Genomic DNA, 14,467 nt, shown 5'->3' with positions numbered 1-14,467 from the left:
ATGAAATTGTTCGCCACGCTCATCGCCGGATCGGCATTTGCGCTTTCTGCCTTCACGGCCAGCGCCGATGTGCGCTTCGGCATCATGAACGAATCCTATCCGCCATTCTTCGCCAAGGATGCTTCCGGTAAGTGGCAGGGCTGGGAAATCGACCTCATGGACGCCGTCTGCGCGGAAATGAAGGAAAAATGCTCCATCGTCGAATTGTCCTGGGATGGCCTTATTCCAGCGCTGGAAGCCAAGAAGTTCGACGTCATCTGGTCTTCCATGTCCAACACGCAGGAACGCCAGAAGGTCATCACCTTCACCGACAAATACTACAACACGCCCAGCAAGCTGATCGGTGCCAAGGATGGCAAGCCGGGCGCAACGGCTGAAGACGTGAAGGGCAAGACCATCGGCATTCAGGTCTCGACTATCCAGTCCGCCTATTATGCCAAGTATTTCAAGGATGTGGCTGACGAGAAGACCTATCAGACGCTGGACGAAGCCTTCCAGGATCTGGCAGCCGGTCGTATCGATTACGTCTTCGGCGATTCCCTCGTTCTCGATGCCTTCGTGAAAAGCGATGCCGGCAAGGATTGCTGCGCGGATGCTGGCAATGTGGCTGACGACAAGGAAATCCTGGGTCTGGGCGTTTCCGGCGGTCTCCGCAAGGACGATACCGAGCTGAAGCAGAAGCTGAATGCCGCTCTTGCTGCCGTTCGCGCAAGCGGCAAATATGACGAAATCACCAAGAAGTACTTCACCTTCGACATCTACGGCGCGAAGTAAGCTGATCGGTCGAGTTGATGGCAAGCATTGAAACCATGGTTCAACTTCTGTCGCCCTATCCTCCGGGATGGGGTGGCACGCTGTTGAAGGGTGCCGTTTCCACGCTTGCCATTTCCGCCGGGGCCTATCTCATCGGCATCCTCATTGGCATGGCCGGTGCGCTGGGCAAGCTTTCCGGCAACAGACCGCTGGGCATGGTGCTCAGTTTCTATACGACGATGATCCGGGCCGTGCCGGAGCTTATCCTGATTGTCGGGCTCTATTATGCTGGAACGGATGGCCTGAACCGGCTGCTGCAATGGGCCGGAATGCCGCCGGTGGAGATCAACGGTTTCGCCGCCGCCATTGCCGTTCTGGGCTTTGTGCAGGGTGCCTATATGACCGAGGTTCTGCGCGGTGCCATTCTCGCCATTCCGGCGGGACAGATCGAAGCGGCGCGTGCCTTCGGCATGTCGCCCTTTCTACGCTTCCGCCGTGTCGTGGTGCCAGCGCTGGTGCCGAATGCCCTGCCGGGATTGTCCAATCTTTGGCTTGCGGTAACGAAAGACAGCGCGCTGGTGGCCGTTGTCGGTTATCAGGAACTGGCACTGGCGACGCGGCTCGCGGGTGCCAGCACCAAGCAATATTTCCTTTTCTTCGCAGCGGCAGCGCTGATGTATCTGGCGATCACGCTGGTTTCCAACCTCGTCTTTTCTTTGATCGAGCGCCGGGTGCGGCGCGGCCAACCGGCGCTGGCCTGAGGAGACATGATGGAATTCTCCTGGATCGAAAAATACTGGCCGCTGCTGCTGTCTGGCGCTTACCAGACGGTGGCGCTGCTGGTCATTTCCGTCAGTATCGGTTTCATCCTCGCCATTGGCCTCGCTTTTGCGCAGGTTAGCGGTGGCAGGCTGACGCGGATGCTGGCACGCGGCTATTGCACGTTTTTTCGCGGCACGCCGCTGCTCATTCAGCTCTGGCTGCTCTATTATGGCGTCGGCTCGTTGCTGCCGCTGATCCCCGGCTTGCGGCAAAGCTTCATGTGGCCGGTTCTGCGCGAAGGCTTCTTCTTCGCCGCCGTGAGCTTTACCCTGAACTATGCGGCCTATGAGGCCGAGGTGTTGCGCGGCGCGTTGCTGGCTGTGCCGAAGGGTGAGCTGGAGGCGGGCAGGGCGTTCGGCATGGGCAGGTTCACGCTCATCCGCCGCATCTGGCTGCCCCGTGCCATCCGCATTGCGCTGCCGACGATTGCGGGCGAGGTGGTCATGCAGTTGAAAGCGACGCCGCTTGCCTTCACCGTTACCGTCATGGATCTCTACGCCGTGGCTTACAAGGTCCGGCAGGATACGCTGCTGGTCTATGAGCCGCTGCTGGTCGTTACCGTTTTCTACCTCATCCTCACCGCCATCATCGTGCGTTGCTTCGGCTTTGTCGAAGCGCAGGTGCCGCAGCGGCGATAATAATCCAAGGAGTTTTCACATGGGCGATATCCGTATTCTCGACGGCGGCATGAGCCGCGAATTGCAGCGGCTGGGCGCGCAGCTGAAACAGCCGGAATGGTCGGCTTTGGCGCTGATCGACACGCCTGACATTGTGCGTCAGGTCCATGCGGAGTTCATCGAGGCCGGTGCCGATGTGATCACCACCAATTCCTATGCGCTGGTGCCGTTTCACATTGGTGAGGAGCGCTTCCAAAAAGAAGGCGCATCGCTGATTGCGCTGTCCGGCAAGCTTGCCCGCAAAGCGGCAGATACGTCAGGCCGCAAGGTAACCGTCGCCGGTGGCCTGCCGCCGATCTTTGGCTCCTACGAACCGCAGAATTTCGACGCATCCCGCGTGCAGGATTACCTCAAGGTGCTGGTCGAAAACCTCGCTCCCTATGTCGATGTGTGGCTGGGTGAAACGCTGAGCCTGATTGCCGAGGGTGATGCGGTGCGCAAGGCCGTGGCTGAGACGGGCAAGCCCTTCTGGGTTTCCTTCACCCTGAATGACGATGCCGCACAGGTTGACGGCAACGAACCGCAGCTTCGCTCTGGCGAAACGGTGCGCGCGGCAGCAGAATGGGCCGCCGGCTCAGGCGCTGCGGCACTGCTGTTCAATTGCAGCAAGCCGGAAGTCATGAAGGCGGCTGTCGAGACAGCCGCATCCGTCTTCAAGGACAAGGGCGTATCCATTGAAATCGGCGTCTATGCCAATGCCTTCGAGGGTGAACAGGGCGACGCTGCCGCCAATGAAGGCCTGCACGAAACCCGCGCCGACCTGACCGACGACGCCTATTCCCGCTTCGCCTGCACCTGGGCCGAAGCCGGCGCTACGATGATCGGCGGCTGCTGCGGAATTGGCGCTGCGCATATTCACACGGTTGCGGGTGCGCTCAGGGCGCGGTGATTGGCGGCTCGGAAGGACGAAAATCTGTCTTTCGTCATGTCAGGGCTTGTCCCAGCGCTCTAACGAACCCAAACATCAAACGTGGTTAGATCCTCGGGCCAAGCCCGAGGATGACGTTGAGTATGTTGGCGGGCTTCGTGTCATTTCAAAGCAACGTCCCACTCAAGATCAGCAGTGCCACCGAGAAGTAGATGACCAGACCGGTGACATCCACAAGCGTTGCAACAAAGGGTGCAGAGGCTGAGGCGGGGTCTAACCGCATGCGTTGCAGCAGGAAAGGCAGCATGGAGCCGGTGATGGAGCCGAATGTGACGATGCCGACTAGCGCGCTGAAGACGGTGAAGCCGACCAGCAGCCAGTGTTCGCCGTAATCATAAAAGCCAGCCTGTTGCCACACGGTGAGCCGCAGGAAGCCGATGGCGCCGAGGATTGCGCCGAGCGTCAGGCCCGTTGGCAACTCACGCAGCAGCACTCGCCACCAGTCCGACAGTTTGAGTTCGCCGAGCGCCAGCGCCCGGATGATGAGCGATGTGGCCTGCGAGCCGGAATTACCGCCTGAGGACATGATAAGCGGTATGAACAGGGTCAGCACCACGGCCTTTTCCAGCTCTCCCTCAAAATGCTGCATGGCGCTGGCCGTCAGCATTTCGCCAAGGAACAGGGCGGAAAGCCAGCCGGCGCGTTTGCGGATCATGTCGAGAAAGCCCATCGTCATGTATGGCTTACCCAGCGCTTCCATGCCGCCGAATTTATGCGCGTCTTCTGTGGTGTCGGCGATCATCGTGTCGATCACGTCATCCACCGTTACGATGCCGAGAATATGGTCGTGCTCATCGACAACGGGAATGGCCAGCAGGTCATGCTTGCGAATGAGGCGGGCGACATCTTCCTGCGACATTAGCGGGTCGGCATAGGTGATGCCTTCCTTGGATGCGACGGTGAGGATGGAGGCAGAGGGTTCGCCAGTCACGAGGCGGCGCAGGGTGACGACATTGGCAAGGGTGCCATTTTCGGCCAGCACATAGATGGCGTAAACCGTTTCGCGGGACCGCTCGACGATGCGGATATGCGCAAGGGTTTTTTCCACCGTCCAGCGGTCGGGCACGCTGACGAACTCCGTCGTCATCATGGAGCCAGCCGTGCGGGGCGGATAGGTCATCAGGTGCTGGATGGCGGTGGCGGTTGCGCGGTCCAGCCGGGCAAACAGCTTTGCGCGTGGCTCGTCGTCCATATCAGCCATCACATCTGCCACGCGGTCATCCGACATCAGATTGACGAGTGGAACAGCCCGATCCAGCGGGATGAGCGCAAGGATATCGGAAGCCCTGTGAAGTTCGGGACGATCCAGAACGGCAACGGCCTTTGGCTGCGGCATTTTCAGCAGAGCGTCGACGGCGTCGTCCAAGTCAAGCGTGTTGAGATGGTCGACCCGTTCTGCAATTGTGGTTGGGCCAATGCTGCCGGCGCGCAGAATGCGTGCAGCTTTGCTGGCTCTCTGGGAGAGGTTTTGAAAGTTCATGATTGCTCACCTTCCAGTCGATCCGCCGATCACGGCGGAACGTGGTGAGCCGACAGGTGTCAGATCAGTGCACGCATCGCCGTGTTCGGCAAAGGCAATCGACTACTACTGTCGCTAGACATCTAATGATGCTCCGTGGAAATCTGCGCCAGACCACTGATTTGACCTGCGCATATCCAAGCAAATGCGCCCGAAAACAGGGCGAGTCAAGCAGGCCAAATATGAAATTTTGGCAAGGTAAATAGACGGCCCAAACGGTCGTCACGGGTCTTGTCCGGGTGCTCCGAAATCAGGCCGTGAGAGCCGCCTTATCACGTCGTTCCAGCGCCACGGCTATGCCGAAAACGATGAGGCCTGCGAAGGACAGAACGGCGCCAATATAGCCTGTGGATGCGTAGCCATAACCCATGGCAATGGCGAGGCCGCCGAGCCATGCGCCGAGCGCGTTGGCAATGTTGAAGGCGGAGTGGTTGGACGCTGCGGCCAGTGTTTGCGCATCTGCTGCAACATCCATGAGGCGGGTCTGTACGGCGGGGCAGGCCGCAAAGCCGCAGCCGATGAGAAAGACGCAGAGGCACAGCATATAGGGATTGTGGGCCGTCAGCCCGAACAGCGCCATCAGCACCACATTCACCGCCAGCATGCCGCCAATCGTGCCGTTCAGCGAAAGATCGGCCAGACGTGATCCGACGACATTGCCGACATTCATGCCGATGCCGAACAGCGCGAGAACCACCGGCACGGAAGCGACCGGCATCATGGCGACATCGGTTGTGGTTTTGGCAATGTAGCTGAAGACGGCAAACATGCCGCCGAAACCGACCGAAGCCACGGCCAGCGACAGCCACACCTGGCCGCGCTTGAAAGCGCCCAGTTCACGCCAGATGCTGGCACCTTCCTGCACCTTGTCACGCGGCTGGAAAAGCCAGAGCAGCGCAACCGTCAGCACCGCAATGCCGCCGACCATGAGGAAAGCTGCCCGCCATGAGAACAGTTGCCCGAAGAATGTGGCCAGAGGCGTGCCGAGCAGCGTTGCGATTGTCAGCCCCAGCATCACGCGGCCCACGGCCCGAGTGCGCTTGTGGATGGGTGCCATGGATGCGGCAACCAGCGCGGCCACGCCAAAATAGGCGCCGTGCGGCAAGCCGGAAATGAACCGCAATATCGTAAAGGTCAGGAAGTCCGGCGCAATGGCGCTCAGAATATTGCCAATGGCAAACAGGCTCATCAAGGACAAGAGCAGCGCACGCCGTGTCATGCGTGCCGCAAGCACGGCAATGATGGGCGCGCCGATGACGACACCGATTGCATAGGCGGCGATCACATAGCCCGCCTGCGGAACGGTGACGCCGTAGGTCGTCGCCACATCCGGCAACAGGCCCATAATGGCAAATTCACCCGTGCCGATGCCGAAGCCACCGGCGGCAAGAGCCAGTTCGATGAGGGCGATGGAAAGGGGTGTGAGTGCCGTGGGCGATGGCGGCGCAACAGGTTCTACTGCCACGTCTGAGCGGATCTGCGAAGAGCGTGTCTGGGTCATGGCTTCTGTGACGGAGATAGGCAAAAAAAAGGGCAAGGCCGGGGTCTCGGCCTGCCCTGACTGGAGTTTGGTGGCCACCAAAATGACCTTATCTGCTCGCATACCATAAAGTTGTGCACTGCGGTAGTGTTTGATTCGGCAAAATAGTCGCATCACGCGAAAAGTGTACGGAACTGAATGGGCGTAGTTCCATTAAGGCTGCGCGTAACGGGGGCTGGATAAGCATATGAAGCTGGTGGCGATCTTTAACCGCGATGGCGGGACCTTCAAAACCACTGATATGGATGCCTATTGCGACCATGCGCGAACGGTGTTCCAGAATGCTGGGCACGAAATCGAATGCCGCACCGTTTCCGGCAAGGACATTGTCGCGGAGATGGAACGTACAGCCGACGACAAGGGGCTGGATGGCCTGATTGCTGGTGGTGGCGATGGCACGATTTCGGCCGCCGCCGGTATCGCCTGGAAACATGGCATCGCTCTTGGTGTCGTTCCTGCTGGTACCATGAACCTCTTTGCCCGCTCGCTGAAATTGCCGCTCGATATCTGGCAGGCAGTGGATACGCTGGCGCAGGGCCATGTCTTCAATGTTGACATTGCCAGTGCCAACGGACGGCCTTTCGTGCACCAGTTTTCCGCAGGCCTGCATGCGCGCATGGTGAGATACCGCGACAGAATGGAATATGCATCGCGCCTGGGAAAGATCCGCGCCAATGTGCGCGCAGCCATCGGCGTTGTCTTCAATCCACCTATCTTTGATATGGAGTACACCGTTGCGGGGGAAACGAAGCATCAGCGCGTTTGCGCCATCTCCGCATCCAACAATGAATTCGGCCAAAGTGCCTTGCTGGTGGCTGATGACATCACGCGCGGCAAGCTGGGGCTTTATATTGCAGACGCCCTGACGCCATCGGGCGTGGCGCGCCTTGCCATCGATATCATGCGCGGCAAGCTAAAGGAAAACGCCGCCGTGACGGCCATGACGGTGACCGAAGCGGAACTGCATTTCCCCAAGCGCCGCAAGGATGTGCGGTGTGTTATCGATGGTGAACTGCTGCCGATGAAGCGGGATGTGATGCTGAAAATTCATGCCGGTGAACTGAAGGTCATTGTGGCAAAAGATTACGCAAGTCTCTGAATTCACATCAACATCGCAGATGCTCTCGACTTCAGTGTCGTGAGCGGATGCCCTTGCAAAGCATGCGCGCCGTGTTAATCCTCTGAGGGGACAACAGGAGCGCGCATTGCGATGAATGATACTGCCAGGACGATTTCCAACCTAGCCGCCATCGACGCCGCCCACCACCTGCATCCCTTTTCAGACATGGGAAAGCTGAACGCTTCCGGCACCCGCATCATTGAGCGGGCGGAAGGCGTGTTTATCTATGACAGCACCGGCAAGAAGTATCTGGATGCCTTTGCCGGTCTGTGGTGCGTCAATATTGGCTATGGCCGTCGTGAGATTGCCGATGCCGTTTTCCGGCAGATGAACGAACTGCCCTACTACAACGCCTTCTTCGGCACCACGACGCCGCCAGCAACGCTTCTGGCGCAAAAGATCGTGGCCCATGCCGGGCCGCATATGAATCATGTCTTCTTCACCAATTCCGGCTCTGAAGCCACCGATACGTGGTTTCGCATGGCACGGGTGTACTGGAAGGCGCTGGGACATCCGACAAAGACGCATGTCATCGCTCGCCGTAATGGCTATCACGGATCAACGGTCGCGGGCGCATCGCTGGGTGGCATGACGTGGATGCACGAGCAGGGCAACCTGCCCATCGAAGGCGTGTCCCATATTGGCCAGCCCTATTGGTATGCCGAGGGCGGCGATCTTTCACCCGCAGAATTCGGGCTGAAGGTGGCGCGGGAACTGGAGGCCAGAATTGATGAGCTGGGCGAGGAGAACGTCGCGGCCTTTGTTGCTGAGCCCATTCAAGGCGCAGGCGGGGTCATCGTGCCGCCTGAGACCTATTGGCCGGAAATCGCCCGCATCTGCAAGGCGCGCAATATTCTGCTGGTTTCCGACGAGGTTATTTGCGGCTTCGGCAGGCTGGGGTCTTGGTTCGGGTACCAGCATTTCGGCTATGAGCCGGATCTAGCGCCCGTCGCCAAGGGTCTGTCATCGGGATACCTGCCCATCGGCGGCGTGCTGGTATCGGACCGTGTGGCTGAAGTCATGCTGAACAAGGTGGGTGATTTCAACCATGGCTTTACCTATTCAGGGCATCCTGTCTGTGCTGCTGCCGCACTCGAAAACTTGCGCATCATCGAGGAGGAGGGACTGGTGGAGCGCGTGCGTGACGATATCGGTCCGTATTTCCGGCAGGGCTGGCAAAGCCTGCTTGACCACGAGATGGTGGGCGAAGCCGTCAATGTCGGTCTTATCGGCGGGTTGCAGCTGACAGCGGACAAGGCAACGCGGAAGCGTTTCGACAAGCCGGACGACATGGGCGCGAAGGTGCGTAACCATTGTCTGGAAAACGGGCTTGTCATGCGCGCCACGGGCGACCGCATGCTGGCCTCTCCGGCGCTGACCATCAGCCGGTCCGAGGTCGATCAGATCATATCAATCCTTCGCAAGGGACTGGATCACTTGCGCGACACGCGGGGAGCTTGAGGGACATGGCAGAGAACGAGCATCACTATAAGGTTCGGATTACATGGACAGGCAACCGTGGCACCGGCACGTCGGGTTACCGCGAATATGATCGTTCGCATGTGATTTCAGCCGAAGGAAAGCATGATATTGCGGCATCCGCCGACCCGGTTTTTCTGGGGGACAACACGCGATGGAACCCGGAGGAGCTTCTGCTCGCCTCGGTTTCGGCCTGTCACAAGCTCTGGTATCTGCATTTCTGTGCGGTATCGGGCGTGATTGTCAGCGAGTATGTGGATGAGCCAGAAGGCACCATGAAGCTGGCGCGAGGCGGCGCGGGTCATTTCAGCGAAGTGGTCCTGAGGCCAGTCGTCACAGTTTCCAGAGGCGATCTGGATACGGCGCGTGAGCTGCATGAGGACGCCCACGAACACTGTTTCATCGCCAACTCGGTCAAGTTCCCGGTTCGTGTCGAGCCGCAGATCAGGTCTGCCTGAAACCATCACCGTTGGGGAATGGTTTCCCAGGCGTAGTAGAATGTATGCCGCTTTTCGGACGCCGCCGCATAGGGCACGTCGATGCGGGTAACGTCTGTCGGGATCGGCAATGATGTTCGCTCGGCGAGTGCTGCCAGCACATCTGCCGGGTCTTTCTGCATCGCGGCCTCTTTGCTGTCGCCTGCCAAAAGAACCACAGAACCCGCTGGCCAAGAGGTGGGGAGGGGCTCCACGTCTCGGTCGCCAATGAAGACAGTCGAATTGGGGAACTGCATTTTCAGATTGCCGCCGACGATGCCACCGACGGCCATGATATATTGCGGCTCCGGGTGGCCATCGTTTCTCAGCAGCTTCGCGAAGCTGTGGTAGGGTGTGTGGACCAGTGAATACCGGTCAAAATAGGGCGCAACCACCCCACGGCCGAGGAGAACAAGAACGAAGCCGACTGTCAGCACAGATGTGACCGCCAGCATGGAAGGCAGCCTGCGATCGGCCAGAACAACGGCGGCCTGCACCTTGAGACAGAGATAGAGTGGCCACAGCAGCAGATAGACGGTGACCCATTTCTGGCGAACATGGGTTGCGCCCATATATAAAACGATCAGCAGCAGGCACAGGAACGAAAACAGCATGATCCGCCCGATGATGCGGGTGGATTGGTCGGACGCGCGCAGGATTGCCTTGATGTCCTTGAAAAACAGCGCCGCGAATATGGCTGTGGTCAAGGCGAGGCCTTTTACAAAGGCCAGAATCAGTTCCAGCATGCCGCTCAACCCGTGGAAGGTCGCATGTTCTGCACCCTCACGCATTTCGCTGGTGGTTTGGCCTGTCGCGAGATCGAGATGGTCGAGCACCCACAGGAAGTGGGGCGTGACGATGATGAGAGCAGCAGCAGCGGTCAGCAGCAGCCGCCAGTCCAGCAGCCGGTCTCGCAGATCTTTCTCAAGCGCGATCGCGATCACTGCGGCCAAGGGAATGACGACGAAATTGTATTTCGACACTGCGCCGAGGCCGATGACGAGGCCGGTCAGAATATAGCCCAGAGCGGAGGGTTTCTTCAGCGTGCTGAACAGGACATAGACAAACAGCGAGACCGCAAAAAGCGCCAGCACCGTGTGGGTAAGATCGCGTTGCGACATGACGAAGACGGTGGGCAATGTCAGCACGCCCAGCGTCGCCACATTTACCAGCGCCTTTTCGCGGATGAGCAGGCGTGCGGTGAGCCAAAAATAGAGACAACAGAGAAACAGAAGACCGTTCTTGAGCACGCTCAGCGATGCAATTGACGGACTGAGGATGGCATTCATGCCATGTTGCAGCCAGCTGTAGACCGGGGGCTGAGAGCCGTAACCCAGCAGCAGGAACTGGGAAAGGATGGCTTGTTGCGCTTCATCCACTTCAAGTCCGGGCGAGCGTATGACCCTGGATAGGATTGCGAACAGGAAGTATCCCGCAATCAGCATCAAAACCACGTCTGGATTGCGGGATAGCGCCTTGCGCATGGTGTCAGGTCTCTTCTGAGGTGTAGGTCTTGCCGATAATGTAATTGGGCGTCTGTTCATCGCGGTAATAGAGGCGCGCAATCATCTCTGACAGAATGCCTGTGGTAATCATCTGCACCGATGACAGCAGCAGGACGACGCCAACCATCAGCATCGGCCGCGTGCCGATATCATTGCCGAAAATGAATTTATCGACGAAGAGATAGAGCAGAATGACCGCTGCAAACGCGCCAAGGCCTAGACCCAGCGAGCCGAAGAAGTGGCCAGGACGCGCCTTGTAACGCATGAAGAACATGACCGACAGCAGATCGAGAATGACGCGGAACGTTCTGGAAATGCCGTATTTCGATGCGCCAAACTGCCTGGCATGGTGGGTAACAGCCATTTCGCCGATGCGGGTGCTGGGCACCACGCCCGCCACCCAGGCCGGGATGAAACGGTGCATTTCCCCCATTAGCTTCACCTGCTTGATGACGGATGAGCGATAAATCTTGAGGCTGCATCCGTAGTCATGAAGGCGCACACCGGTGATCTTGCCGATCAGCCGGTTAGCGATCCAGGAGGGAACCTTGCGCAGGAAGAGCCCGTCCTGCCGGTTCTTGCGCCATCCAACCAGAAGATCGAGTTCGCGGCGCTCCAGCTCCGAGACCATCATCGGAATATCCTTGGGGTCGTTCTGAAGGTCGCCGTCGAGCGTTGCGATCAGCCGGCCTTTGGCTGCGTCGATGCCAGCCTGCATGGCCGCTGTCTGGCCAAAATTGCGCTGTAGCGCAACGATCTTCAGATTAAGGCCGGGGCGGGAAAGGTAAGCCTTGGCATTGGCGATGGTCGCATCCGTGCTGCCATCATCTACCAGAATGAGTTCCCAACCGGCTTGGTACGACAGCATTGCCTCTGCGACACGTTCGATCAATGGGCCAACACTGTCTTCCTCGTTGAAAATCGGAACGACAAGCGATAGGTCCGGTGTATTGTCCATTGAAACCTCATGGCTCATGGCAGTTGGTGTCGGCACCGAGGTTTCTCCTGTAAGGCTTCGATCATATACTTATGAGGCGGATAGGATGCTGCGTGTTTGTTGTCCAGATAAGGCCGTAGATTGATAGGGAATCCGGGCACAATGAAACGAACGGCGTGGCTTACCCGCAACGCGATGACGCTGGGCACCATTCTTGTGGTTGCGGCCTATGCGGCATTCATCCACTGGACGTGGGGGTGGGCAAGCGTTCTGAACCTCTGGGAACATGCGGGCCTTGGCGCCATGGCGCTAGCGCTTGTGCTTCTGGTCGGCACCTATGTGCTGCGGACCTGGCGCATCTATGATTACTTCCGGCATGAAACCGCCGGGCGTTTTGCCCCGCTGTTTCGCGTGGTGCAGATCCACAACCTCCTCAACATCATGCTGCCCTTCCGGTCGGGAGAGACCAGTTTTCCGTTGCTGATGAAGAAGGAATTCGGCGTTCATCTGGTGCGCGGCACATCAGCGCTTTTCGTGATGCGCCTGTTTGATCTTCACGCTTTGCTGGCGGCGGCCGGTGTCGGATTGGCAGTGGAAAAAAGCAACGGCTTGCTGTGGCTTGCTTGGGTTGGTTTTCTGTTACTGCCGCTTCTGGGATTCAGCGCCCGCGCGCCGCTCTTTCGCATGATCGGGCGCGTCTCGTCGCCCAAAATTTCAAGAATCATCGGTGAGATAGAGGCAGGTCTTCCTGCCGATATCAGCGCCTTCATGCGGGCCTGGGGCATGACGCTGGTCAATTGGTTCGTCAAAATCGCGGTGCTTGCCTGGGTGCTGATGCTGATGGGAAACATCTCGCTGACCGCAGGCTTTGGCGGCGCGCTGGGCGGCGAGCTTTCCTCGGTGCTGCCGCTTCACGCGCCGGGTGGTGTTGGCACCTATCCGGCGGGAATAACGGCAGGCGCCGTCGGCTTTGGCGCGGAAGCGGGCGAGGGCTTGCTGTCTTCGCTTGCCCAGGCGGCAGTCAATGTTCACCTGCTGGTCATTGTCTCATCGCTGGTGGGAACAACTCTGGCGCTTTTTGTGCCCGTGAAAAGGCTGCGCCAGAGCTGAGGCCTATTGAAACGCCGTTTCGTAGAAGCTTCTCAATTTGCGCGAATGCAGGGTTTCCGTCGGCATAGCCGCCAGCTTCTGCACGGCGCGGATGCCGATTTGCAGATGCTGCGAGACTTGCGTCTTATAGAACTCCGTGGCCATGCCCGGCAGCTTCAGTTCCCCATGCAAAGGCTTGTCGGAGACGCAGAGAAGGGTGCCGTAGGGCACACGGAAGCGGAAACCGTTGGCAGCTATGGTTGCCGATTCCATATCCAGTGCAATGGCGCGTGCCTGCGACAGGCGCTTGACGGGGCCAGCCTGATCGCGAAGTTCCCAGTTGCGGTTATCGATGGTGGCAACGGTGCCGGTGCGCATGATGCGCTTCAGCTCGAAACCCTCATAACCGGTGACTTCGGCCACGGCACCTTCCAGCGCCATCTGCACTTCGGCCAGAGCCGGAATAGGCACCCAGACGGGCAGGTCGTCATCAAGAACGTGGTCTTCACGCATATAGGCATGGGCCAGAACGTAATCGCCTAGACGCTGGCTGTTGCGAAGGCCCGCGCAGTGGCCAACCATCAGCCACGCATGGGGGCGCAACACGGCGATGTGGTCCGTGATCGTCTTGGCGTTGGAAGGGCCGACGCCGATATTGACCAGCGTGATGCCCGCATGGCCCCTTTTCTTCAGGTGATAGGCCGGCATTTGCGGCAGGCGCCCCAGCGTCATATCTGTTGTCGGGCGGTCCGAACCGGCTAGCGTAACGATGTTGCCAGGCTCAACGAACTCCGTATAGCCATCGCCACCATCCGCCATGATCTTGCGCGCCCAGGCGGCGAACTCATCAATGTAGAACTGATAGTTGGTGAAAAGAACGAAGTTCTGGAAATGATTGGCGCTGGTGGCCGTGTAATGGCTGAGCCGCGCCAGCGAATAATCGATACGCTGGGCTGTGAAGGGCGCAAGCGGCGCGGGTTCGCCCGGAACCTGATCATATTCGCCATTGGCGATTAGATCGTCCGTATTGTTGAGGTCAGGCGTATCGAACAGATCGCGCAACGGAACATCGGCCAGCGAGGACGCAGCCGATGCTTCAACGAATGCACCTTCGCCAAAGGCAAAATGCAGCGGGATGGGCGTGGATGATTCGGCGATGGTGACGTGAACGCTGTGGTTCTTGATCAAAAGGCCCAACTGCTCTTTCAGGTAATGGCGAAACAGCTTGGGGCGGGTGATCGTCGTTGTGTAGACGCCGGGTGATGTGACGTGGCCGTAGGACAACCTCGAATCGACATGGCCGAAGCTGGATGTTTCGATGCTGACCTGAGGATAGCAGGCGCGGTAACGGCCCGTAATCGGCGCACCCTGCGCCAGATCAGTGAAGGACTTGATGAGGAATTCGGTGTTGCGCTCATAAAGCGCCGTCAAGGCATCGACCGCCGCGGCCGGATCAGTGAAAGTCCGGGGCGCGAAGGGCTCGGGCGTGATGAAAGCGAGGTGCGAGATGGTGTGCTTTGCTATTGTCATGGCCCATTATAGAGAGCCAATTTCGACAGGCAAGCGACAGAAATATGTGCGTTTCAAAAATACGCGGGAAAAATTGAGTCGGCACGCGCCTT

13 protein-coding genes are annotated in these 14,467 nt (G+C 58.7%); 8 read left to right on the top strand and 5 right to left on the bottom strand.

Annotation, left to right across the window (positions count from 1 at the left end):
* Genes IFT53_RS00765 through IFT53_RS00750 form a run of 4 tightly spaced genes read left to right on the top strand, consistent with a single transcriptional unit; the run spans window position 1 to window position 3,141 of the window.
* On the top strand, window positions 1–774 hold the full coding sequence (locus tag IFT53_RS00765) for a transporter substrate-binding domain-containing protein (protein ID WP_192063701.1): 774 nt from the start codon (window positions 1–3) through the stop codon (window positions 772–774).
* A 17-nt stretch (window positions 775–791) separates the two neighbouring features.
* Entirely contained in the window at window positions 792–1,514 is a 723-nt protein-coding gene (locus IFT53_RS00760; RefSeq protein WP_192063702.1) for an ABC transporter permease, read from the top strand.
* A gap of 9 nt (window positions 1,515–1,523) precedes the next feature.
* A complete protein-coding gene (locus tag IFT53_RS00755; protein WP_192063703.1) occupies window positions 1,524–2,213 on the top strand; it encodes an ABC transporter permease in 690 nt (229 codons plus the stop codon).
* Window positions 2,214–2,232: 19 nt separating this feature from the next.
* Entirely contained in the window at window positions 2,233–3,141 is a 909-nt protein-coding gene (locus IFT53_RS00750; RefSeq protein WP_192063704.1) for a homocysteine S-methyltransferase family protein, read from the top strand.
* A gap of 145 nt (window positions 3,142–3,286) precedes the next feature.
* Here the strand turns inward: IFT53_RS00750 and mgtE are convergent, their stop codons facing one another.
* Window positions 3,287–4,660, bottom strand: a complete 1,374-nt coding sequence (gene mgtE, locus IFT53_RS00745) for a magnesium transporter (protein WP_192063705.1) — start codon at window positions 4,658–4,660, stop codon at window positions 3,287–3,289.
* A 289-nt stretch (window positions 4,661–4,949) separates the two neighbouring features.
* Window positions 4,950–6,200, bottom strand: a complete 1,251-nt coding sequence (locus tag IFT53_RS00740) for an MFS transporter (RefSeq protein WP_192063882.1) — start codon at window positions 6,198–6,200, stop codon at window positions 4,950–4,952.
* A 226-nt stretch (window positions 6,201–6,426) separates the two neighbouring features.
* Here IFT53_RS00740 and IFT53_RS00735 point away from each other — a divergent pair, with 226 nt between their 5' ends.
* The 3 genes from IFT53_RS00735 to IFT53_RS00725 all read left to right on the top strand — a co-directional run bounded on the left by IFT53_RS00735 (window position 6,427) and on the right by IFT53_RS00725 (window position 9,296).
* A complete protein-coding gene (locus IFT53_RS00735; RefSeq protein WP_192063706.1) occupies window positions 6,427–7,338 on the top strand; it encodes a diacylglycerol/lipid kinase family protein in 912 nt (303 codons plus the stop codon).
* A 111-nt stretch (window positions 7,339–7,449) separates the two neighbouring features.
* Window positions 7,450–8,820 carry an aspartate aminotransferase family protein gene (locus IFT53_RS00730; protein WP_192063707.1) on the top strand — a complete coding sequence of 457 codons (1,371 nt, stop codon included), beginning with the start codon at window positions 7,450–7,452 and terminating at the stop codon, window positions 8,818–8,820.
* Between the two features lie 5 nt (window positions 8,821–8,825).
* The gene (locus IFT53_RS00725; RefSeq protein WP_192063708.1) at window positions 8,826–9,296 is read left to right on the top strand and encodes an OsmC family protein; all 471 of its coding nucleotides are present in this window, start codon (window positions 8,826–8,828) and stop codon (window positions 9,294–9,296) included.
* Window positions 9,297–9,301: 5 nt separating this feature from the next.
* Here IFT53_RS00725 and IFT53_RS00720 read toward each other — a convergent pair whose 3' ends face one another.
* Window positions 9,302–10,798, bottom strand: coding sequence for an ArnT family glycosyltransferase (locus tag IFT53_RS00720; protein WP_192063709.1), 1,497 nt, complete (start codon window positions 10,796–10,798; stop codon window positions 9,302–9,304).
* Between the two features lie 4 nt (window positions 10,799–10,802).
* The gene (locus IFT53_RS00715; protein WP_192063883.1) at window positions 10,803–11,795 is read right to left on the bottom strand and encodes a glycosyltransferase family 2 protein; all 993 of its coding nucleotides are present in this window, start codon (window positions 11,793–11,795) and stop codon (window positions 10,803–10,805) included.
* 123 nt (window positions 11,796–11,918) lie between these two features.
* Between IFT53_RS00715 and IFT53_RS00710 the strand changes: the two genes are divergently transcribed.
* Window positions 11,919–12,866, top strand: a complete 948-nt coding sequence (locus tag IFT53_RS00710; protein ID WP_244656210.1) for a lysylphosphatidylglycerol synthase transmembrane domain-containing protein — start codon at window positions 11,919–11,921, stop codon at window positions 12,864–12,866.
* A 3-nt stretch (window positions 12,867–12,869) separates the two neighbouring features.
* Here the strand turns inward: IFT53_RS00710 and amn are convergent, their stop codons facing one another.
* Window positions 12,870–14,375 (bottom strand): AMP nucleosidase, encoded by a 1,506-nt coding sequence (gene amn / locus IFT53_RS00705; RefSeq protein WP_192063710.1) that lies wholly within the window; start codon window positions 14,373–14,375, stop codon window positions 12,870–12,872.
* Window positions 14,376–14,467: the final 92 nt, after the last annotated feature.

This window comes from Rhizobium sp. CFBP 13644 (genome assembly GCF_014842165.1).
Classification (GTDB): Bacteria; Pseudomonadota; Alphaproteobacteria; order Rhizobiales; family Rhizobiaceae; genus Agrobacterium; species Agrobacterium tumefaciens_C.
The sequence above is the reverse complement of the archived record's forward strand: the minus strand, read 5'-3'. Positions and strand labels throughout refer to the sequence as shown.